Below are 20,785 nucleotides of genomic sequence, written 5' to 3' on the forward strand. Positions count from 1 at the left end.
GGGCGCAAGAAGGCAAAAGGCCTTGGTCTTCAGGTCCGCAGGAGGAAAACCCGAGATGGCGCGCGAGAGCGTATTCACAAGTAGAAGCTCCCGGCCAGGGTGCCCAGCAGCAACGTCCACCCGTCCACCAGCACGAACAGCATGATCTTGAACGGCAGCGAGATGATCATCGGCGACACCATCATCATGCCCATCGACATCAGCACGCTGGCCACGACCAGATCAATGATGAGAAACGGGATGAACAGCAGGAAGCCCATCTGGAAGGCCGTTTTCAGCTCGCTGGTGAGAAACGCCGGCATCGCCACCTTGAACGGCACGTCCGCCTTGCCGGCATACGGCTTTTCCTTGGCCAGACGCGTGAACAACTGCAGATCGGCCTCGCGCGTCTGGTCCAGCATGAACTGCTTGAACGGGTCCGAGGCCGCGGGCAATGCCTGCTCGGCGGTGATCTGGCCATCCATGTACGGTTTCACGCCGTCCTGGTAGGAGCGAGTGAGCACTGGCGACATCACGAACAGGGTGAGGAACAGGGCCAGCCCCAGCAACACCTGGTTCGGCGGGGTGGACTGGGTGCCCAGCGCCTGGCGCAGAAAACCCAGCACGATGATGATGCGGGTGAACGAGGTCATCATCAGGACGACTGCCGGCAGCAGGGTCAACGCCGTCATCAACGCCAGCATCTGCAGCGACAACGTCCAGCTCTGTCCGCCGCCGGGCGCGGATTGCACGTTCACCAGTGGAATGCCCGGCGGTCCGGCCAGCGCCGCCAACGGCAAGACAAGCAACAGCAAGGCAATGATCCAGCGCCAGGTCTTCATGCGCGTGACGTCCAGCGGGCCAGCAGCTCGGCGAAGGCCGGCTTGGCCGGTTCGGCCTCGGGCGTCGTGGCAAATTCTTCAGGGACGGCACCTTCGTACACGTGCAGGGTACGCATGCCGCCAGGACCAAGGCCGATCAACAGACGCTTGCCGTCGGCATCCAGCAGCAACAGGCGTTCGCGCGTACCCAACGCGAACGATTCCACGCAACGGATCTTTCGGCCACCCGCGCCCGGCCGGCGCTGCATGCGGCGGGTCAGCCAGCCGGCGGCCACGATCATCGCGATGATGCCGACCAGGCTGAGGACCACGCGCAGCAGTTCACCGGCGGCATTGAATTCGGGCGCGGCCATTGGCGCGACGGCGAACATGAGGGCAACGGTAGTCATCAGCGCAGCTTTCGCACCCGTTCGGCCGGACTGATCACGTCAGTCAGACGGATGCCGAATTTTTCATTGATGACCACCACCTCACCGTGGGCCACCAGGGTGCCGTTGACGAAGACGTCCAGCGGTTCACCGGCGGCGCGGTCCAGCTCGACCACCGAACCCTGGTTCAGTTGCAGCAGGTTGCGGATGCTGATGCGGGTGCGCCCGACTTCCATCGCCAGGGTCACCGGCACGTCGAGAATCATGTCGAGATTGACGTCGCCGCCATCGACCGGCGCGCCACGCAGGGCGTCGAACTGAACGCGTTCGCCTTCGGCGACCGCACTGTCTGAGGGCTGGTTCATGCTGGGATCTTCTCTCTGGAGTGGTCGCTGGCCGGCGCGTTGTCGCGACGTCCGGTCTGGGCAAGAAAGCGCACCGCATTGCGACCGTTGGACTGGCCATAGCGCGCGCGGAAAACAGGTACGTCCTCGGCATAGACCACCGCCGACTCGGGCAACTGCACCGGAATCACGTCACCCGGACGCAGGTGCAGGAATTCGCCAAGGCTGAGTCGCGCTTCGAGCAGCAAGGTGCTCAGGTCAACCTCGGCATCGAGCACTTCGTCGCGCAGCAATTCGGCGAAACGGTCGTCGCCATCCATGCGGTCACTTTGCACACCGGCATCGAGCAGGGTGCGAATCGGTTCCACCATGGCGTACGGCATGGTCAGGTGGATTTCGCCGCCACCGCCATCGAGTTCGACGTTGAAACGCGACACCACCACCGTTTCGGTGGGGCTGACGATATTGGCGAACTGGGGATTGATCTCGGAGTTGAGGTATTCGAACTGCAGTGCGAGCACCGGTGCCCAGGCTTCCGCCATCGAGGCGAACAACTCGGCCAGCATGATCTGGATGACGCGATTCTCGGTGGCGCTGAAATCACGCCCTTCGATGCGTGCGTGATAGCGACCATCGCCGCCGAAGAAGTTGTCGATCACGGTGAACACCAGGCGGGGCTCGAACACCGCCAGCGCCGTGCCGCGCAACGGCTTGATGCGCACCAGGTTCAGGTTGCTGGGAAGCGCCAGGCCGTGCACGTACTCGGCGAACTTCACCATTTTCACGCCCAGCACCGAGACTTCGCAGGTCTTGCGCAGCACTCCGAACAACGCGCTGCGAAAGAACCGGGCAAACCGGTCGTTGACCATCTCCAGCGTGGGCAGCCGGCCACGCACGATGCGATCCTGCTGAGTGAAGTCAAAAGTGATCACCGAGCCGGGCGGCAACGGCTCATCGCTGCCGGTGGCCACGGCGCCGCCGGTGACGCCGTCCATCAGCGCATCGATTTCATCCTGGGAAAGCAGGTCGCTCATGCGTGTGGCCTCGGTTACTGGATCACGAAGCTGGTGAAATACAACGCGTCGATGCCGGGGCGACCGAGGCGTTTCCGGACGATCTTGCGCACCGCATCCAGAGCGTCCGCCTGCAGCTTTTCGCGACCAGCCGTCTGGGTGACCACGTCAAATTTCTGGCTGCTGAGCAGCGAAACCAGACCGTCACGCAGAACCGGATCGGCACCCTTGGCGATGTTGATGGCCGCCTGGTCGTGAGCCATCAGGGTGATGCCCACCTGCAGGTAGCGCAGTGCATCGGAATCACCCTCGCGAAACGTCACCACGAAGGCCGGCTCCAGGGCCAGATAGATCTCCGGCTTGGCGTCTTCGATCGCGACGGACTTTCCGTCCCTGGCATGGGTGGCCATACGGGACTGCCAGACATAGCCGCCACCCGCGAGGCCCAGCACCAGCAGCACGGCTCCGATCAGCAGCGGCGCGCGACTGCGCTTTGCTGTAGCGGCGGCTTCGTCTGGCTGCACATCGTTGTCCATGAAAACCTCTTGTCGCGTTGAGCCGAATAGGAACGCCAGTACTGGCACAAGCGATCAATGCAATCCGCGTGCCACAAGAAAATAATGTTTTTCATCAGACGTTTGGGCCGCGATCAACGAGGCAACGTACACGCGGCGGCGCTTTCTTGACGCGCGTCGGTTTGCCGTTGCCGGCGTTCCCGCGGCGTCTTTCCGGTCGCCCGGGCGGCAACGGCACGGGTGGTTCAATCGCGGTCAGGCAAACGCGTCGAGCAGACCCATGGGCGTGAGCGCGATGACCGCCTGCGCCGGACCTTCCACCCCGTCGGGCGCAGCGGACTCCTGTCCGGCCTGACCCGACGGATCGCCGCGACCATGCTGACCCACCTCGGCATGGCCCAGCGACAGTCCGTGCTGGGCCAGCATGTGTTCGAGTTGCGGCAAGCTCTGCTGCACCGCATTGACGGCGCCGGGGTGCTGGACGTGAAACACCACGTCGACCCGTCCGTGATTCACGCTGATCTTCAGGTCCAGCGAACCGAGTTCCTCGGGATGCAGGCGGATGCGCGCCTGTTTCACGTCGTGACTGACAAACCACGCCACTTGCTGGCCGAGCTCCTGCGAAAACGCATGGCTTCCCACCGGCGACGTTGTCGTCACGACCAACGGTGCCTGCGGCGAGGCCGCGACCGGCAGCGTCACGCCGGTCGCCACGGCCGCATCGGCGTCAGCCAGGTGTCGCGCGGCTTTTCCGGACAGCGGCAAATCGAGCACGGTGGCCGCCAGCTCAGGTGACGCAAGCGCGTCGGTTGCCAACAGTGTGACGGTCTCGACGCCCGCACCTCCGCTGGCCATCAACCCGGCCGGATCCAACGGCGCCGCACGCGACGCGGGCATGCTCGACGAAGACACTTTGGCTGCCGCCGGATCGAGCATGGCGAACAACGCACCGACCAGGGCGGAAGCTGCCACATCACCGTCGTCATCGATTTTTTCACCGGCGGCGAGTTCGCTGCCGGCGGCACCGGCCAGCATGTCCGCGGCGGGTGCGGCGACCGTGACGACGTCGGCCGCGTTCGGCGCGCGATCGGCTGGCAGGCAAATGGGGGCGCTGGCCGGTGTTGTCTCCATGTAGCGCATCTTCGGGCGAGTGGAGCCGTCATCCGGCTGAGGTGCATCGCGCCCCATGGACGTCCGATCGTGGGGCGGCTCGCTGCCGTGTACCGCATTGTGTCGCGGGCGTGCGGCATGGGTGGCGCCTGCGTCGTGCGTACCTTCGCCCTGCTGCTGGCGCGCGGCGTGCAACTGGTGTCCGAACGGCAACGCCGCGGAGGTGGCATGAGGGCTCGCCGCGGTGGATCCGGCGCGGGGCGGCGGTGGCAGTGTGGACGGCGACGCACCGACGACATGCGTGGTCATGGGATGGTGACTCCGGCAAATGACGACCGCACGCCGCGGTGAACACGCGTTTCGGAAGCGGCGTGGCGGCACAATGGGGGTCCGATGCGCGCCTGCATCAGGACCGCCGGTACTGGGAGCGCTCGTCGAGTTCGGCCTGCTCTCGCCGTTCCTCCGCGCGACGCTCCCGTTCGAGATGTTGGGCCACCACACTGTCGAGCGCGCTCTCGCGCGCGTGGCTGTGCTTCCAGTGATCCCGCACATGCTCGAGCTGGCGTTGGTGGCGTGCAATCTCGGCGAGCTGCTGGGTGATCGCCTGATCGATCCGCTGGACAAAACTCTGCCGGTTCAGCATGGCGTTCACACTCAGTGTCGCCTCACCGCTGGCGGCATATTCCGCGCGATAACGCCGCAATTCGCTCAACTGATGTTCGGCCCGTGCCAGCGCCTGTTGCTGCGTCGCCAGCTGGCTCAACGCATCCTCGCTACGCTGCCGGGCCTGGTCGACGGCCGGTTGCAGCTGGCTGGCGCGGGAATTCATGCAGTCACCTGTTCGGCCAGTTGCGCCAGCGCGCTGATGGCTTCATCGATGGTCATCGGCTCATCAACCTCCTGCTGCAGGAAGGCGCGCAATTGCGGCCACATGTCGATCGCCAGATCCACCTGCGGGTCGGAGCCCTTCTGATACGCACCTACCGCGATCAGGTCGCGTTGCTGGCGATACGCCGAATAGATCTGGCGGAAGCGTTGCGCGGACCGCATGTGCTCGCGCGTCACCACGGCCGGCATCACGCGACTGATCGACGCCTCGATATCGATCGCCGGGTAGTGACCGGCCTCGGCCATGTCCCGCGACAACACGATATGGCCGTCCAGGATCGCGCGCGCCGCATCGGCGATCGGATCGTGGCGATAGTCGTCGCCTTCGGTCAGCACGGTGTAGAAGGCCGTGATCGATCCACGGCCGTCCGCATCGTTGCCGGCACGTTCGACCAGCGCCGGCATCATGGCGAAGACGGACGGTGGATAACCTTTGGTTGCCGGTGGTTCGCCGATGGCCAGGGCGATTTCACGCTGCGCCTGGGCGTAGCGCGTCAACGAATCCATCAGCAACAGCACGCGCTGGCCGCGGTCGCGGAACCACTCGGCGATGGCGGTGGCGTACTGGGCACCACGCAGGCGTTTGAGCGGTGGCGCATCGGCGGGGGCCGCCACGATTACCGCGCGACGGCGACCTTCTTCGCCCAGCGTGTGCTCGACGAATTCCTTCACCTCGCGGCCGCGCTCGCCGATCAGGCCGACGACGACCACGTCGGCGTTGGTGTAACGGGTCATCATGCCCAGCAGCGTGGATTTGCCCACGCCGGACCCGGCGAACAGGCCCAGCCGCTGTCCGCGACCGACCGTCAACAATGCGTTGATCGCGCGCACGCCCACGTCCAGCGGCGCATCGATCGGTTTGCGCGCCATCGGGTTGATCGGCTCGCGCTTGAGTGACGCGTGCTCATTCGAGTCCAGCGGGCCCATCCCATCCAGCGGCACGCCGTCGGCACCAATCACGCGGCCCAGCAGACCGGCACCCACCGGCAATCCACCGGTGTGCGCGCAAGGGCGTACCCGGGCATTGGGCAGCACGCCATGCATGTCACCCACCGGCATCAACAACAGGCGCTCGTCGGCAAAGCCGACCACTTCGCTATCCAGCGTGGCGCCATCGGCGGTGTCGACCAGGCAGCGTGCACCCAGGGCCGCTTCACAACCTTCGGCCTCCAGCGTGAGCCCGACCACGCGGCGCAAGCTGCCTTCGACCGACAGCAGACGTGCCCGCTCCACGCGTTCGCGGCGGGCCGCGAACCGGGCCTGCATGCGCGTTCGCCGGGCCTGCGCAGTCACTTCGGCACTCATGCGTGGTCCCCGGACGGTGCAGGCTCGTCATCCAGCGCCGCATCAATCAGCGCCGCCAGCCGTGTTTCCACGCGCGCGTCCAGACGCGAACGCTCGCTCTCGAGGCGGCAATCCCCGCGGGCCAGCGTGGCATCGCCGTGCAGTTGCCAATGCCGTTCGGCGCTGCCCAGCTCCTCCAGCAACACGAGGTCCTCCGGGTGCAGGTAAACGCGCAACTCACGAGTGGCCAGCGGCAAGGCCGCCGCCGCTTGACGCACGATGTCGGTGATCAGCCCGGGTGAAACACGCAGTTCATGCATGATCACCCGGCGCGCCACGACCATCGACAGCTGCGCCAGTTCCTCGGCGGCCTGGTCATCAAACAGCTGCAAAGGCCGCGCGGCAGACATGCAAAGCGCATCGAGTTCGGCCATGCGCTGGCGCAGCTGCTGCTGTGCTGCCGCCCTGCCCTCGGCCAGACCGGCGGCGTAACCTTCATCGCGGGCCTGCTGGTGCAGCGCTTCCAGCTCGTGCACCGTGGGCTGTGGTGGCGCATTGGCCGCCTCCACCACCACCGGCTGGGGGCCCACATGGGGCAGCTCCCAGCGCTGGAAGTTTTCGGCGGCGGAGTGGAAAACGCCGGTCATCAGACGAACTCATCCCCGCCGCCGGCCAGACTGAGCTGACCGGCGTCGGACAGTTTGCGGGCGATGCCCAGCACTTCCTTCTGGGCCGCGTCGACCTCGCTGAGCCGCACCGGCCCCTTCACCTCCAGATCGTCGCGCATCATGTCCGCGGCCCGCTTGGACATGTTGGCGAAAATCTTCTCGCGGATCTCGGGCTCCGCGCCCTTGAGCGCGGTGACCAGCGTCGCGGAGGAAACTTCGCGCAGCAGGGTTTGCATGCCGCGGTCGTCCAGGCCCACCAGATCGTCGAAGACGAACATCAGGTCTTCGATCTTTTCTCCCAGCACTTCGTCCTGACTGCGGATCGCCGTCATCAGCTCGGTCTCGCGCGCGCCTTCCATCGCGTTGAGAATGTCGGCGGCCGCCTTGAGTCCACCCACATTGGCCGACTTCAGTTTCTTGTTGTTGCCGGAGAACTGGCGCTCCATGATTTCATCCAGCTCGTTGAGTGCGTGTGGCTGCACTCCGTCCAGCGTGGCAATGCGCATCACCGCGTCCGAACGCACGCGAGCTGGCAGGTAACCGAGCACTTCGGCCGCCTGATCGGGCTCCAGGTGGGCCAGCACCAGCGCGATGATCTGCGGGTGTTCCTGGTTGATCATTTCGGCGATGGCCCGGCTCTCCATCCACTTGAGCGATTCCAGGCCCTTGCTGCTGCGCCCGAGCAGGATCCGGTCGATCAGGCCACCGGCCTTGTTCTCGCCCAATGCGTTGACCAGGATCTTGCGAATGTAATCCTCGGTACCGACACCCAGGGAGGTCTGGCGACCCATGTCTTCGCTGAGTCGCTCCAGCACTTGCTGGACATGCTCGCGCGAAACGCTGGCCAGCGCCGCCATGGCGGTACCGATGGTCTGCACGTCGCGAGCACTGAGGTGCTTGAGCACTTCGGCCGCATCCTGCTCACCCAGGGTGAGCAGCAGGATCGCCGCGCGCTGCGCGCCGCTGATCGGTGCCTCGTGATGATTAATTGCCATCTTCGCTCACCCAGTTTTTCACGACCTGTGCCACCTGTTTGGAGTTCTCGCCCACCATCCGGCGTGCCTGGCCGATGCGCTGTTCGTATTCGAGTGCGGGGCTGGCACCGGAAAGTCGCGCCGGCTCGTCCATGTCAGGCGTGTCGTCGACCTTCACCGAGATCTTGGGCAGCGGCGCCGGCAACGCGCGCGCCGCGTTGTCACCGCGGGTCACGCCCTTGAGCAAGGGTCGCAGCAAACCGAATGCCACCAGCAACGCAATCAGCACGCCGATGGCTTGCTTGATCAGATCCATCGCCCCTGGACGTTCCCACAACGGCGGACTGGCCGGCGCGTCGAGTGCCGTGGGTCGGTGGAAGGGCTGGTTCACCACGCTGACGCTGTCGCCACGCGCCGCGTCGAAACCGACCGCATTCTTGGTCAGCTCGGTCAGGCGCTGCAGTTCCTGGGCACTGAACGCGACACTGTCGCCAGCGGCCGCAACACCCGCGCTTCCTGCCGGCGCAGGGCCTTTTTCGATCAGTTTGTTGTCCAGCACCACCGCCACCGTCAGGCGCGCCAGCCGGCCGGCGGGGTCACTGACATGGCTGATGGTGCGATCCAGCTCGTAATTTCGCGTGGCGCTGCTTGACGTGTCACCGCTGGCGTTTGCCGTGCTGGTGCTGGCGGCGGCCGCATTGGCCTTGCCGGCAGCCTGGCCTGCATCCGGCTTTGCGGCGGTGGGCTGGGCGACCAGCGAAGGGGGCTGGTTGCTCAGCGCACCGGGAACACCCCCGGCGGACGAACCGGCACCACGCTGCTCGCTGCTGGTCTGTTCGCTGCGCAAGGCAGGATGATCATGGCCAAAGCTTTCGGTCGCCTTTTCGGTCTGGCTGAAATCCAGATCGGCATAGACCTGTGCACGCACCCGCCCCGGCCCGACCAGCGGTGTCAGCAATTCCTCGATACGCTGGGCGTAGGTATTCTCGATGCGCGTGGCCATGCGCAAGCGATCGTCGCCCACGGCGGCGGGGTTGTTGGGATCGGCCGTCAGCAATTGGCCCTGCTGATCGATCACCGACACCTGACGCGCATCCAGCCCCGGCACGCTCGACGCCACCAGGTGCACGATCGCGGCAACCTGGCCGGCATCCAGCTGACGACCGGAATAAAGCGTGACCAGCACCGAGGCGCTCGCTTCGCGATTGTCGCGAATGAACGCGGAAGGTTTCGGCAGTGCCAGATGCACGCGGGCCGCGCGTACCGATTGCAGGCCGCCGATGGTGTTGCTGAGGTCGGACTCCAGCATCTGCTGATAGCGGGTGCGCTCGGCCAGATCGCTCATGCCGAACGGGGAGTCCGTCGCAGGCATGACGCTGCCGGCGGTATTGCCCTGTGGCAGTCCCTTGCCGGCCAGCCTCAGGCGCAGCGCGGGCAGATCGGCGGCGGGCGCCATGATCGACGAACCGTCGCTGCTCAGCTGGAACGGTGTATTGGTGGTCTGCAATTCCTGCGCGACCGCTGCGGCATCCTTCTGATCCAGGCCTGCATACAGCAAGCCATAGTTCGGGCCACGCGACCACAGCACCACCGCCACACCGAAGGCCACGGCTGCAGCGATCGCGACCAGCAACAAGGCCTGGCGCGTGGCCGGGCTGCGGGCGATCTGCTTGAAGGGGTCCGGTCGCGTACCGTTGTTGTCGCTGGTCGCGATGGCGTTTTCTGCCATGGTGTGGCTCGTCTGGTGAAGGCGGAAGAGGACTGACGCGTTGGCGTCAGACCGGCATGTTCATGATGTCCTTGTAGGCGTCGACCAGCTTGTTGCGCACCTCGACCATGGTGCGCAGCGAAAGGTCGGCCTTTTGCACCGCGATCATGGTGCGACCGAGGTCGGCGCCCGGATCACCGCGCTCGAAACTGGCGGCCATTCGCCCCGCTTCCATCTGGCTGCGGCCTACGGCGGAAATGGACTGCTTGAGCACGGACGAGAAATCCGCGGCACCGCTGGCAGCCTGTGCCCCGATCGGCGCTGCCTTGAAGGCGGTTTCGGCGGGTCGCACCTGCGCCGTCATCTGGCGCATCTGGGAAAGCAGGTTGTTGACATCGATCGTGCTCATCGGGAGAGCCTCCTCATGACGGATTCCCGACACATGACGGGTTCTGGATCTGTGACTGCACGAGCCGTGCCATGGACGTGACTACGCCGTCAAAACACGCTGGAAGACTGGCGCAGGCGACGAACAACGGAATGGCCGGATTACGCCGCGAGACTGCTCTGCAGTCCGTATTTGCGCAGCTTTTCCACCAGGGTGGTGCGCTGCATGTGCAGCAACCGGGCGGCATGGGCCACCACGCCACCGGTGGCATCCAGCGCCTGGCGGATCATGCCCACCTCGATGTCGGCCAGGTGATCCTTGAGATCCAGCCCGTGCTCGGGCAGCAGTCGCTCCGATCCACAAGCCGCGCCGGCCGTGACTTCGTTCACCACCACGTCGTCGTCCATCATCGCCAGCAGGGCAGCTCCGTGGACTTCATCGGTCTCCGCCGCGACGCGATATTTTTCCGGCAGATCACTGCTGCGCACTTCGCCATGGGGAAACAGAATCGCCATGCGTTCGACCAGGTTGGAAAGCTCGCGCACGTTGCCCGGCCATGCGTGTGCCCGCAGCGACTGCATGGCGCCGGCGCTGAAACGCACCACGCTGAGCCCGCGCCGCGCCAGGCGCATGTTGAATTCGGTGATCAGGGTGGGCAGATCTTCCAGACGCTCGCGCAGGGAAGGAAGTTCCAGCGGGAAAACGCTCAGGCGGTAGTACAGGTCTTCACGGAAGCGATCCCTGGCAATCGACTCTTCCAGGTTCCGATGGGTGGCGGCGATGATACGAACGTCGCAACGCTGGGTCTTGTTGCCACCCACGCGTTCAAACGCACGCTCCTGCAGTACACGCAGCAATTTCACCTGCATCGGCAGACTCATGTCACCGATCTCGTCCAGGAACAGGGTGCCGCCCTCGGCCATCTCGAAACGGCCCTTGCGCGCACTGATGGCGCCGGTGAAAGCGCCCTTTTCGTGACCGAACAGCTCGCTTTCCAGCAATTCGGCCGGAATCGCGCCGCAATTGATGGCGACGAACGGCTTGTGCTTGCGCGGAGAATGTTCATGGATGGCGCGGGCCACCATCTCCTTGCCGGTGCCGGACTCTCCCAGCACCAGCACGCTGGAATCGAAGGGCGCGACCTGGCGGATCAGGGCGTTGACGCGGACCATGGGCCTGGAATTGCCGACGAAACGGGGAACGCCATCCTGTTCACCCAGCAGGCGTGCGTAGACGTTGCGCATCGCCTCGGTCAGCTTTTCGTAGCTCAGCGGAAAGCTCACCATCGCCACGCGTTCGGCAAACGTCGAGCGGCTCGAGCCCAACCGCTCGGCCCACGGCGAACCTTCAGCCAGCAGCACGGGCACATGGGCTGCATGGGCACCAAGCAGGGAAAACTGGTGCTCGGCCTCGGCCGCATCATCGACACCTCCCACGTAGACCGCTCGCCATGCGTGGGTGGAATCGCTGATTTCGTCGCAGGCGGCGCCGTGTTGCGGGTGGTATCCCAGGAACTGCAACGCCGACATCACCGCATGGACGCGGGTCTCGTCGGATTCAATTACCAGGAAGTCGAACTTCTGCATACCCTTCTCCGTATTTCACTCATGGCTCGGACCGCTGCTTCCCGCAGTGCCGCTTTTCCCCGTCAGCGCCAGCGATCCCTCGGAGGCGTGATGAACCATGAGCAACAACGAGGCCAAATTTTGGCGCAGGGGCGACGTCAAAACGTCACATGTCGGGCCGGTGACGGAAGGTCAGGTCGGGAAGGCACGCGAAGTTTCGCGCGTGATCGCCTGTAACTGACTGATGGAACAGGCGACAAAAAAACAGCGTCGGCGAAAACGCGCTGCCGCTGCCGGCTGGCGGGGCCATGCCAGGGAGAAAAACGCAGGTGCAAGAATTTTCATTTGTGCGAACTGCATCACACGGGAGCGGACCATACCGTCACGAATTCACACGGCCGGCTGGCGCAGATCTGCCACTTTGCGTCGGTGATGGCGGAAAACGAGACGCTCGATTGCGTCACATGACGCGTCACCCAGCGTGGTGAAAGACACGAACGTACGACCATCGTCGAATGGACTTTCCACTTGGGCGGGAAGTTCCAGTGCCAGGCTCCGACAATGGTCAAAACGCAGGCTCAACAACATCGCATCGCCGCCGGGCACCAGGTCGGTCGGGATCACTGCACCCCGCGCGTTGAAGCGCACCAGCCGCTGCGTGGGCAAGGTGCTCTCCGGTGCCAGCAGCCGGTTGACGATATCCACCAGGGCGGTGAGCTTGGCATCCATCCGGCGCATTTCCTGAAGCAGCGGAATGTCGTCGTCCGTCACCTCCACCCGACGTTCCTCCAGCGCGGCAATCGCGGCCAAGGCATTGGCATTGCGTTCTGCCAGCCACAGGGCTTGCGCCTGCGGCACGGGCCAGGCCAGCGGTTCGGCGGCGACGTGAAGCAGTTCTTCGACGCTGACCCTTTGCTCGAACTCTTCCAGCCTGATCTTGCTCATGGTGCCGCTCCCGACCCGAGGTTCAATGTGCCCGAAAATGCGTGCGCAGAGTCAGGTCGCAGGGTGAAGCATCCTTGACGCCGGTGCTTCGGACAACCTCGCGCGGAGGAACCGGCGCAGAAATCAGGATTGTGCGTAGGCAGCGATGGCATGGACGCGGCCACGCTCGCCCTGCCACTCCCGGGCAACCGCATCACGCGCGGCCACCACCAAAGCCTGCACCTGACGATCGTACGTCAGCACCTGTCCCACCTGCGCCCGGCTTTCCTCGTCAGCCGGATGTTGCTGGTGCAACAACGGCCGGCGGATTTCTTCCAGACGCTGCAATTCGGTCCAGTCGGCGCCCTGCGCAGCGACCAGCATGGCGTACGTGATCACCAATGCACGGGTCAACGGTGTGCCGCTCGACGTGGTCGGCGACATCAGCGCCCGGCTCCGACCGCAAGGTTTGCCGGCGCCGGGGCAATCTGCACCCAGCTGTCGCGCACCTGCTGCAACAGCCGGCTGACTTCGTCGATGATGCCGGGGTCGTTGCGCAGGTTGGCCTGCAGCAAACGACGGCTCATGTATTCGTAGAGCGAATCCAGCCGTCCGACCATGGCCGGCTCGACTTTCGGGTCAAGGCTGTCGCGCAAGCCGCCCACGATCTCGATGCAGCGACTGATGGTTTCGCCCTTGGGGCCCACTTCGCCGCGCAGCATGTGACCGCGAGCCTTCACCATGCGCTCCAGCGCGCCATCCATCAGCAGCGTGATCAGGCCGTGCGGATCGGCCGACTCCACGCCACCGTGGGAACGGACCTGTTGATAAGCGCCTGCGCCGTAGCCGAATGCCATGATCGTGTCCCCTTACTTCTTGTTGCTGTTGTTGAGCGCGTCGAACTGCTGGGTCAAATAGCTGCTGGTGCTGTCCAGCTTGGACATCAGTGTGTCGAGCGCGGTGAACTGCTTCTGGTAACGCGCGGTAAGACTGGCCATGCGTGCATCCAGCGCGGCCTGGCGGTCATCGAGGTCGCTGAGCTGGCTGGTCAGATTTCCAGTGCGCGTGGCCAGGATGCCGGTGGAGCTGTTCCAGCTGTCGATGCGGCTGCCGAGTTTGGTCGCAAAACCGTCGTCGCCGGTGAACATCGCCTTGACCTTGGCGCCACCGTCGGACAGCGACGCGGTGAGCTTGTCGTTGTCCAGCGCCAACGTGCCGTCGACCTGCAGGGTCACGCCGATGGCACTGAGCGTATTGCCGTCCCCGCCTGGCCCACCGACGATGCCGGCCAGAGTGCTCTTGATGCTGTTGAGGGTCGCGTCACCGATCAGCGCACCGGCGGTTTTCGCCGTGGGATCGTATTTGGTCAGGTTCTTGTAGATGCTGACGAAGCTGTTGTACGTGTTGACCAGGTTGGTGATCGCACTGGTTGCGGTGGAACCGTCGTTGGTCACGCTGAGTGTGCTGGTGCCGATCTTCGACAGATTGAGGCTGACTCCGTCAATCGCGTTGGCCACCGTGTTGCCGGCGCTGGTGGCAGGCATGCCATCGATAGTGAACGTGGCGTCCTGCGCGGCGGTGATCAGCCTGGCGCCGCTGCCGCCGGGGACGTCCGGACCGTAGTCGAGCGCCGCCAGGCCGCCGTCGCCGGTGCTGCTGACGGTAAATCCATTGGCGGCGCCCGTGCGGCTGCCACTCATCACCAGATGCGCGCCGTCGGTGCCGGTGACGATGGTGGCGGTGACGCCGGGGTTGTTCTTGGCGTTGTTGATGGCGTCGCGGATGGAAGCGAGCGAGGAGTGGGCCTCGTCGATATCCAGCTGCATCTGCTGGCCACCCACCGCAATGGTGAGCGTACCGGTGCCGACCTTGGCGGCATCGGCGACCGGCGCCGACGACACTTTGAGAGCACTCGCCAACGCGGTGACGTCGATGTTGTAACTGCCCGGTACCGAACTTGGACTGGCCGTGGCAGAAAAAATGGTGTTGTCGCTGCTGTTGACCTTGCGACCGGCGAACGCACTGCCGTCCTTCAACGAGGCGAGTGCGGACTGCAGGGCCGAAAGGCTCGATCCGACCACGCCCAGTGCGGACAACTGGGTCTGCGCGGTGTTTTGCTGGTTGGTGATTTGCTTCTGCGGTGCGTCTTTCTTGGCATTGACCAGGCTGGTCACCAGCGAGTCCACGTCCAGGCCCGAACCCACACCCGTTGCGGTGAGAACGCCGGTGGATGGAGCGGTACTGCCTACGGTGATCGCCATGGTCAAGCTTCCTCAAAAAAAGGGGAACGGCCGCGGCTGTCCGCGACCGTCCCCAGGGCTGTTACTGCAGCAGCTTCAACACGCTCTGGGTGCTGGAGTTGGCCTGTGCCAGCACCGAGACACCGGCCTGTTGCAGGATGTTGGCGCTGGACATGTTCGCGGTTTCCGAAGCGAAGTCGGCGTCCTGGATCTGGCTGCGCGACGAGCTGAGGTTCTGCGAGATGGTCTGCAGGTTGGAGATGGTGGAATCGAAACGGTTCTGCACCGCGCCGAGGTTGCTGCGCAGGTCGCTGACGGTCTGCAGCGCCGCGTCGATACGATTCATCGTTTCGTTGGCGCCGTTCATCGTGCTGATGTCGACGTTGTCGAGCGAGCCACCGGCTGACGCCAAACCTGCGGTAAAGCCGAGAGTCGAATTGGCCTTGCTGCCGCCAATAGTCATGTCGGATTGCGACGCCAGCTGGATCTTGCCGTCCTTGTCCACCGAAGCGGACAGCCCCTGCACGCCCTTGCTGTTGATCGCGTCAACCAGCGAGGCGGCGTCCTTGTAGCTGCCAGCCATATCGACCGTGGTCGATCCAACCGTCAACGTGAACTCGCCGTTATCAAGCTTCAGGTTGCTCTGGGCCGGAACGGCAGCCTTGGCAGCGACGCCTGTCGTCGCTGCCCCGGGGGTTCCAAGGGCACCGGCCGTATCGGTGACGTTGATAGCGCCATCTTCGCCGGTCGTCTGATTGAACGTGATGGTGCCGTCGGCGTTGCCGGTTGCCACGATGTTCTTGTCGCCGTTGGTGGACGCCTGAAGTGCGGTGTTGATCTCACCGGCTGCGGCGGTTGCGGCGGCGGCGGCATCCGAAGAACCCGTGAGATCCGTGAACGTCACTTCCGTAGCGCCTACGGTGATCTTTGCACCTGCGGTGAGTTTGGACTTGTCCACCGTGCCAGTGGTGGACGAGCCTTTGACCTCGGCAACCGCATCCGAACCGGCCGACGCGAAGACGCCGCTCACGTCGCCGCTGCCCGCGGTCGCCAGCTTGCCCATGTCCTGGGTGCGGGTACCCTGGCTCAGATCGATGCTGATGGACTCGCCCACGTTGGCGCCGACCTGGAAGCTGGTGCTGCCGGCGGTGCCGTTCAGGACATGCTTCCCGTTGAAGTTGGTCTGGCTGGAAATGCGGGTGACTTCAGCCAGGCGCTGCTGCACTTCCTTGTTGAGTGCGGCGCGGTCGGTGTCGGAGTTGGATCCGTTGGCCGACTGCACCGCCAGCTCGCGAATGCGCTGCAGGTTGTTGGTCACTTCGTCCAGCGCGGACTCGGTGGTCTGCGCCATCGAGATGCCGTCGTTGGCATTGCGCACAGCCTGGTTCAGGCCGTTGATCTGGGTGGTGAAGCGGGTGGAAATGGCGAGGCCGGCGGCATCGTCTTTCGCGCTGTTGATGCGCATGCCCGAGGACAGGCGCTCGATCGCGGTGGACAGCTTGCTCTGCGACTTGGCCAGGTTGTGCTGGGCATTCAGCGAGCTGATGTTGGTGTTGACGCTCATGACCATGGGAATTCTCCGAATCGGGGTGATGTGCCGGCGTGGGCCAGCTCAGACAATCCGGCGGGGATTCACCATTGAATGCATCCGCCTTGTGTACTGTTTCGTCCCGACATATCAAAACTTGAGCATTGTCAACGCAAATAATCGAACAATTTTGAGCCCTGGATCTTGGTGAAGACTTGCTGCGCGGCCTGCAGTGCCGTGGTCTGCGTACTGAGTTGGCTGAGCGCGTCGTAGTAGTTCAGATCCTGCACATCGGAAAGCGACGACTTGTACTGCAGGGTCAGGTCATCGTTGAGCCCGCCCTGCTGATCGAGCGCATTCATCCGTGCGCCCACCATGCCGCGCGTACGCGTGATGGAGTCGATCGCCTGGTCGAGATTGGCGAACTGGGTATTGATGTCGTTCTGCATCTGCGCGTTCCCACCGTTGGGCGTGCGCAGTGTCTTGATGATGTTGTCCAGCGTGGTGAACACGTCCTGCCGCGCGGAAGCACCCAGCGTAAAGGCATCACCTGCAGCGGGCGTGCCACTGAAGGCGACCTGTGCGCCACGGAACGTCACGCCGCCGCCTTTGTCGGCGTCGTAACTGCCGCTGTCGAGCACGGCACCGGAACCGTCGCGCACTTCGTAGGCATTGGACGCGGTAAACACGATGCTGTAGTCGCCGCCATCCCATGCCGATGGCTTGGCGGAGTGATCACTGACGCTGGTTGCGCCGGCGACGGCCGAACCGGTGTTGGTGCCGGCGGCACTGACTGCGAAGGTCCCGTTGCCGGTGGCAATGTCCATGAATACCGCACTGCCTGCATCCCCGGTGGCGACCTGCAGGCCGGCACCGGCCGCCACCATGCGCTGTCCACCGTCGCCCAGGTAAGTCACGCCACCCTGCGATGCAAACGGCTGGGTGCCGGTGCGATTGCCGGCGAAGATGTATTCGCCTTGCCCATCGGTGCTGTTGGCCTGGCCCAGCAGCTGCTGGCGCAACTGCACGATCTCGGCCGCCATGTCGCCGCGCGTTTCGTCGGTCTGGCTGCCGTTGGCAGCCTGCAGCAGCAGGGTGCGAACACGACCGAGCACGTCGCTGGTGTTGGACAGGGACTGATCCTCCAGCCCCAGTCGCGCATTGGCCGAGGTGATGTTGCGCTGGTACTGCGCCGCGTCCGCAACCAGATGGGTCAAGTCCAGCGCACGCGCCGCGCCCACCGGATCGTCGGATGGCTGATTGATCCGTTTCCCGCTGCTGAACTGGGTATTGAGATCGGACAGGTCACCTTGTCGGCTCATCATGCTGCCGACGGATTGCTGCTGCATCCAGCTGGTGGAAACGCGCATGGCTTATCCCCGTACCGCGCCCAACAGGGCGCTGAAAATGCTGTTGGCCGTACTGATGATCTGGGCGGAAGCCTGGTAGGCCTGCTGGTAACGCACCAGATTGGCTGCCTCTTCGTCCAGGTTCACGCCGGAGACGCTTTGCTGCGAACTCATTGCCTGGTTGTACACGGCCGTTTGCGTGGTCATGTCGCTCTTGGCCAGTTCACCGGCGCTGCCGACCTGGCTGACCAGCTGGCTGTAGGCGCGGCCGGCGCTGGTGACGCCACCGTCAAGCACGCCCAGGCTGGCCACCTGGCCCAGCTTCAATGCATTGGCGTTGTCGCCCTGCGCATTGCTGTTCGGCTGCACGCCAAAGCTGTCACCTGCCTGCGGCGCACCACTCAGCTGCATGCTCCAGCCGTTGTGCACGATCGGCTGCCCGGCGGTGAAGGTTTGTGGCGCACCACCGTCGATGCTGTAGCTGGTCGACGAGATGAACACGATCGAGCTGGCCGTCTGCATTGCGGGATTGCCGCCATCGACGACGTTGACCCTGGGCGATGCCGCGCCGGTATTGGCGTCGCCGGCGCTCACCGACAGCGCAGCCGCCGCCGCGATCTTGTCGGGATCATCGATGGCCAGCGAAAAACCGTCTGCCGCTGCGCGGCTGGGCTGCACCCGGAAGCTGTCGCCGGCACTGGCACTGCCGCCGACCACCAGGCTCAAGCCGGCCGCCGTGAACGGGTCGTCCGCCGTGCCGCTGCCGCTCAGCGGCACCGCCGTGCCATGGGTGTCACGCATGCTCCAGCTGCTGCCGTCGTAGCTCAGCACATAGTCCTTGCCGCTGAGTGCACCCAGATCGCTGATTTGGGCATCGAGGCTGCCGCTGCCGCTGTTGGTGGAGGCACCCTGCACCAGCGGGCCGCCGACATTGAAGAACGTGCCGCCGACATCGCCCTTGAGGTCCACGCCTTGCGCATGTTGCGCGTTGAACGAGCTGGCCAGCGCCTGCGCCGAGCGACCCAGCTGGGTTTGTGCCGGATCGAGCACATTGCTGCGGAAATCCAGCAGCGCGCCCAGTGCGCCGCCGCCGATACGACCACTGATCACGCTGCCGGAACCCGCTCCGGTCACTTCCACCCGGCTGGCATCATAGATATTGCTGGTCGTGCCCAGGGCGTACGCCTCGGTACCGGTGACCAGCGCCTGTCCGTTGCCGACAAACACGCTGATCGTGTTGTCCTTCTGTGGCACCACCGTGACGCCCACCTGACCGGCCAGCTTGTTGACCAGTGCGTCGCGCTGGTCAAGCAGGTCCGACGGCGCGCTGCCATCGGTGGCGGAGCGAGCCTGGATCAACTGGTTCAGCTTCGCGATCGACTGGCTGTCGCTGTTGATCGAATTCACGGTGTCGCCGATCTGCTGCTGGACCTGACTGGAAAGCTGGTTGAACTGACCGGACAGCGCACGAAACGTACTGGCCAGGCCACCGGCGCGCGCCAGCAGCACCTGACGCGAGGCGGTGTCGGACGGCGCATTGGCCATGTCCTGCACGGCGCCGTAGAAGCTGTCCAGCGAGGTCTGCAGGTTGCTGCTGCCAGCAAGCTGGTTGTTGAGCTGGCCGGTAAGACTGGCCATGGTGCCCGCCCGGCCCTGCCCGGAACTGGCCGACCACAACGAGCTGTTGAGGAACTGGCTGTAGGCACGCTGCACCGCCACCGTATTGACGCCGGTGCCGATGTAAAAGCCGGCCTGCCCTTCGGGTTGCCGGGTGCCGAACGAGACCTGCTGGCGGCTGTAGCCATCGGTGTTCACATTGGCCACGTTGTGGCCGACCGTGCTCAGCCCGATCTGCGAGGCAAGCAGGCCGGATACGCCGGTCGAAAGCAGGTCAGCCATGGGACATCCTCAACAACGGGGGCGCCGCGGAGTGCACGGCGCACGTGATGACGGTAACGGCGGGAAAGCCGATCTCTTGAAACGTTGCCCGCAAGGCATGGAGTGGCATGCGTCCGCTCATTCGGAAACGCCGCCTGCATGAAGACTGGCCAGCGCCTCGCGCATCTGCGCGCTGTTGGCAATGGCGGTGATCTTGGCCACATAGGCGGGATCAGTGGCGTAGCCACCCTGCACCAGACCACGGGCAAACCCGGCGATGTTCTCGCCCTTGCCCAGCGCCTGCGCGTACCGCGGGCTCTCCGCGATCAGCCGCGCGTAATCGGCGAACGAATCGGACGGCGAGTCATACGCGCGGAATGCGTCGCGCTTGCGTACCGCCACGCCGTTCTCGTATTCGACCGTGGGCACGCTGACCTTGTCGCCATTCCAGCTGCTGCCCGCCTTGATGCCGAACAGGTTGAAACTGGTGCTGCCGTCGCCGTGGCTGGGCAAATGTTTGCCCCAACCGGTCTCCAGCGCCGCCTGCGCCAGCAACGCACGCACCGAGACACCCAGCTTTTTTGCTGCTGCCGCCGCGTGCGGTGCCAGTGCCCGCACGAAACCCACCGGATCACCACCGGGAAGCACGTTCGCCGCCGCTCCGGCCACATCAAGCGCGCCGTGCGCCATGCGATCCAGCGTCTGATGCCACGGCGAGCCCACGTCGGCGGTGGATGGCATGCCGGCCAGATCCAGCCCGGAGCGCGAAGCGCCATCATCACCAGACTCATCGGCACCCAGTTGCAACAAGGCACGCACATTGGCGTTGAACACGCTGGCGCCGGGCGGCGTTGGCTGTGGGGAAGCGGCGGCGGCATCGACGTCCGGCTTGCCGCCGAGCTGGCGCACCAGCAATCTGGCAATGCCCAATCCATTGTGACCGTTGGCGAGGCTCAACGAGAGTTGCTGATCGAACATGTCCCGGTAGGAATTGACCTGCTCGCTGCCGGCGATGTCGCTGCCCATGCTGGCATTCGCGTCGCGCATGGATTTCAGCATCATCTGGGTGAAGATCGCCTCGAACTGCTTCGCCACCGCCGGCAACGCGCTCTTGCCGCCATCATCACGCGCCTGCGCCCGCAGCTGATGAAACCCGGACAGTTCAGTCCAGGTATCCAGTGCGGGTGAAGTGCTGTTGATGGGCGTCATGATTTTGTCAC

21 protein-coding genes are annotated in these 20,785 nt (G+C 64.6%); all 21 read right to left on the bottom strand.

Annotated features, from left to right (window positions below; translation table 11 throughout):
• Positions 1 to 74: 74 nt before the first annotated feature.
• Positions 75 to 821 carry a flagellar type III secretion system pore protein FliP gene (gene fliP / locus ACVWWQ_RS05635; protein WP_133951087.1) on the bottom strand — a complete coding sequence of 249 codons (747 nt, stop codon included), beginning with the start codon at positions 819 to 821 and terminating at the stop codon, positions 75 to 77.
• Positions 818 to 1,210, bottom strand: coding sequence for a flagellar biosynthetic protein FliO (locus ACVWWQ_RS05640; RefSeq protein ID WP_133951089.1), 393 nt, complete (start codon positions 1,208 to 1,210; stop codon positions 818 to 820). The genes fliP and ACVWWQ_RS05640 overlap by 4 nt, the downstream gene beginning before the upstream one ends.
• Positions 1,210 to 1,554, bottom strand: coding sequence for a flagellar motor switch protein FliN (fliN, locus tag ACVWWQ_RS05645; RefSeq protein WP_099654162.1), 345 nt, complete (start codon positions 1,552 to 1,554; stop codon positions 1,210 to 1,212). The genes ACVWWQ_RS05640 and fliN overlap by 1 nt, the downstream gene beginning before the upstream one ends.
• The gene (gene fliM / locus ACVWWQ_RS05650; protein WP_099654161.1) at positions 1,551 to 2,567 is read right to left on the bottom strand and encodes a flagellar motor switch protein FliM; all 1,017 of its coding nucleotides are present in this window, start codon (positions 2,565 to 2,567) and stop codon (positions 1,551 to 1,553) included. Before fliM ends, fliN begins: the two co-directional genes overlap by 4 nt.
• Before the next feature lie 14 nt (positions 2,568 to 2,581).
• Positions 2,582 to 3,082 (bottom strand): flagellar basal body-associated FliL family protein, encoded by a 501-nt coding sequence (locus ACVWWQ_RS05655; protein ID WP_133951091.1) that lies wholly within the window; start codon positions 3,080 to 3,082, stop codon positions 2,582 to 2,584.
• Positions 3,083 to 3,316: 234 nt separating this feature from the next.
• Positions 3,317 to 4,480: a flagellar hook-length control protein FliK gene (locus ACVWWQ_RS05660; protein WP_133951093.1), complete on the bottom strand. Its 1,164-nt coding sequence runs from the start codon at positions 4,478 to 4,480 to the stop codon at positions 3,317 to 3,319.
• 97 nt (positions 4,481 to 4,577) lie between these two features.
• Complete coding sequence (fliJ, locus tag ACVWWQ_RS05665) at positions 4,578 to 5,000, bottom strand: flagellar export protein FliJ (protein WP_133951095.1); 423 nt, start codon at positions 4,998 to 5,000, stop codon at positions 4,578 to 4,580.
• Positions 4,997 to 6,325, bottom strand: a complete 1,329-nt coding sequence (fliI, locus tag ACVWWQ_RS05670) for a flagellar protein export ATPase FliI (protein WP_457383336.1) — start codon at positions 6,323 to 6,325, stop codon at positions 4,997 to 4,999. Before fliI ends, fliJ begins: the two co-directional genes overlap by 4 nt.
• Positions 6,326 to 6,360: 35 nt before the next feature.
• Entirely contained in the window at positions 6,361 to 6,990 is a 630-nt protein-coding gene (locus tag ACVWWQ_RS05675) for a flagellar assembly protein FliH (RefSeq protein ID WP_133951099.1), read from the bottom strand.
• Positions 6,990 to 7,979, bottom strand: coding sequence for a flagellar motor switch protein FliG (fliG, locus tag ACVWWQ_RS05680; protein WP_199107531.1), 990 nt, complete (start codon positions 7,977 to 7,979; stop codon positions 6,990 to 6,992). The genes ACVWWQ_RS05675 and fliG overlap by 1 nt, the downstream gene beginning before the upstream one ends.
• Before the next feature lie 16 nt (positions 7,980 to 7,995).
• Entirely contained in the window at positions 7,996 to 9,714 is a 1,719-nt protein-coding gene (fliF, locus tag ACVWWQ_RS05685) for a flagellar basal-body MS-ring/collar protein FliF (RefSeq protein ID WP_133951101.1), read from the bottom strand.
• 46 nt (positions 9,715 to 9,760) lie between these two features.
• Complete coding sequence (gene fliE, locus ACVWWQ_RS05690; protein ID WP_099654153.1) at positions 9,761 to 10,102, bottom strand: flagellar hook-basal body complex protein FliE; 342 nt, start codon at positions 10,100 to 10,102, stop codon at positions 9,761 to 9,763.
• Between the two features lie 140 nt (positions 10,103 to 10,242).
• Positions 10,243 to 11,667, bottom strand: a complete 1,425-nt coding sequence (locus ACVWWQ_RS05695) for a sigma-54-dependent Fis family transcriptional regulator (protein WP_133951103.1) — start codon at positions 11,665 to 11,667, stop codon at positions 10,243 to 10,245.
• Between the two features lie 369 nt (positions 11,668 to 12,036).
• On the bottom strand, positions 12,037 to 12,591 hold the full coding sequence (locus ACVWWQ_RS05700; RefSeq protein ID WP_133951105.1) for a PilZ domain-containing protein: 555 nt from the start codon (positions 12,589 to 12,591) through the stop codon (positions 12,037 to 12,039).
• A gap of 123 nt (positions 12,592 to 12,714) precedes the next feature.
• A complete protein-coding gene (locus ACVWWQ_RS05705; RefSeq protein ID WP_099654150.1) occupies positions 12,715 to 13,014 on the bottom strand; it encodes a flagellar protein FliT in 300 nt (99 codons plus the stop codon).
• Positions 13,014 to 13,427, bottom strand: a complete 414-nt coding sequence (fliS, locus tag ACVWWQ_RS05710; RefSeq protein ID WP_099654149.1) for a flagellar export chaperone FliS — start codon at positions 13,425 to 13,427, stop codon at positions 13,014 to 13,016. Before fliS ends, ACVWWQ_RS05705 begins: the two co-directional genes overlap by 1 nt.
• Before the next feature lie 12 nt (positions 13,428 to 13,439).
• Positions 13,440 to 14,831, bottom strand: coding sequence for a flagellar filament capping protein FliD (gene fliD / locus ACVWWQ_RS05715; RefSeq protein ID WP_133951107.1), 1,392 nt, complete (start codon positions 14,829 to 14,831; stop codon positions 13,440 to 13,442).
• Positions 14,832 to 14,892: 61 nt separating this feature from the next.
• On the bottom strand, positions 14,893 to 16,374 hold the full coding sequence (locus ACVWWQ_RS05720; RefSeq protein WP_457383324.1) for a flagellin N-terminal helical domain-containing protein: 1,482 nt from the start codon (positions 16,372 to 16,374) through the stop codon (positions 14,893 to 14,895).
• Positions 16,375 to 16,505: 131 nt separating this feature from the next.
• Complete coding sequence (gene flgL, locus ACVWWQ_RS05725) at positions 16,506 to 17,708, bottom strand: flagellar hook-associated protein FlgL (RefSeq protein ID WP_133951109.1); 1,203 nt, start codon at positions 17,706 to 17,708, stop codon at positions 16,506 to 16,508.
• 3 nt (positions 17,709 to 17,711) lie between these two features.
• Positions 17,712 to 19,586 carry a flagellar hook-associated protein FlgK gene (gene flgK, locus ACVWWQ_RS05730; RefSeq protein ID WP_133951111.1) on the bottom strand — a complete coding sequence of 625 codons (1,875 nt, stop codon included), beginning with the start codon at positions 19,584 to 19,586 and terminating at the stop codon, positions 17,712 to 17,714.
• A gap of 117 nt (positions 19,587 to 19,703) precedes the next feature.
• Positions 19,704 to 20,774, bottom strand: a complete 1,071-nt coding sequence (gene flgJ, locus ACVWWQ_RS05735) for a flagellar assembly peptidoglycan hydrolase FlgJ (RefSeq protein ID WP_133951114.1) — start codon at positions 20,772 to 20,774, stop codon at positions 19,704 to 19,706.
• Positions 20,775 to 20,785 lie beyond the last annotated feature (11 nt).

The organism is Rhodanobacter sp. TND4EL1 (assembly GCF_054061035.1).

Coding starts and splice junctions, on each gene's coding strand:
- fliM (WP_099654161.1), bottom strand. CDS start 2,567: ATGAGCGACCTGCTTTCCCAGGATGAAATCGATGCGCTGATGGACGGC.
- fliJ (WP_133951095.1), bottom strand. CDS start 5,000: ATGAATTCCCGCGCCAGCCAGCTGCAACCGGCCGTCGACCAGGCCCGG.
- fliF (WP_133951101.1), bottom strand. CDS start 9,714: ATGGCAGAAAACGCCATCGCGACCAGCGACAACAACGGTACGCGACCG.
- fliS (WP_099654149.1), bottom strand. CDS start 13,427: ATGGCATTCGGCTACGGCGCAGGCGCTTATCAACAGGTCCGTTCCCAC.
- ACVWWQ_RS05660 (WP_133951093.1), bottom strand. CDS start 4,480: ATGACCACGCATGTCGTCGGTGCGTCGCCGTCCACACTGCCACCGCCG.
- fliE (WP_099654153.1), bottom strand. CDS start 10,102: ATGAGCACGATCGATGTCAACAACCTGCTTTCCCAGATGCGCCAGATG.
- ACVWWQ_RS05640 (WP_133951089.1), bottom strand. CDS start 1,210: ATGACTACCGTTGCCCTCATGTTCGCCGTCGCGCCAATGGCCGCGCCC.
- fliP (WP_133951087.1), bottom strand. CDS start 821: ATGAAGACCTGGCGCTGGATCATTGCCTTGCTGTTGCTTGTCTTGCCG.
- flgL (WP_133951109.1), bottom strand. CDS start 17,708: ATGCGCGTTTCCACCAGCTGGATGCAGCAGCAATCCGTCGGCAGCATG.
- flgJ (WP_133951114.1), bottom strand. CDS start 20,774: ATGACGCCCATCAACAGCACTTCACCCGCACTGGATACCTGGACTGAA.
- ACVWWQ_RS05695 (WP_133951103.1), bottom strand. CDS start 11,667: ATGCAGAAGTTCGACTTCCTGGTAATTGAATCCGACGAGACCCGCGTC.
- ACVWWQ_RS05655 (WP_133951091.1), bottom strand. CDS start 3,082: ATGGACAACGATGTGCAGCCAGACGAAGCCGCCGCTACAGCAAAGCGC.
- fliI (WP_457383336.1), bottom strand. CDS start 6,325: ATGCAGGCCCGGTTCGCGGCCCGCCGCGAACGCGTGGAGCGGGCACGT.
- ACVWWQ_RS05675 (WP_133951099.1), bottom strand. CDS start 6,990: ATGACCGGCGTTTTCCACTCCGCCGCCGAAAACTTCCAGCGCTGGGAG.
- ACVWWQ_RS05705 (WP_099654150.1), bottom strand. CDS start 13,014: ATGTCGCCGACCACGTCGAGCGGCACACCGTTGACCCGTGCATTGGTG.
- ACVWWQ_RS05700 (WP_133951105.1), bottom strand. CDS start 12,591: ATGAGCAAGATCAGGCTGGAAGAGTTCGAGCAAAGGGTCAGCGTCGAA.
- ACVWWQ_RS05720 (WP_457383324.1), bottom strand. CDS start 16,374: ATGAGCGTCAACACCAACATCAGCTCGCTGAATGCCCAGCACAACCTG.
- flgK (WP_133951111.1), bottom strand. CDS start 19,586: ATGGCTGACCTGCTTTCGACCGGCGTATCCGGCCTGCTTGCCTCGCAG.
- fliD (WP_133951107.1), bottom strand. CDS start 14,831: ATGGCGATCACCGTAGGCAGTACCGCTCCATCCACCGGCGTTCTCACC.
- fliN (WP_099654162.1), bottom strand. CDS start 1,554: ATGAACCAGCCCTCAGACAGTGCGGTCGCCGAAGGCGAACGCGTTCAG.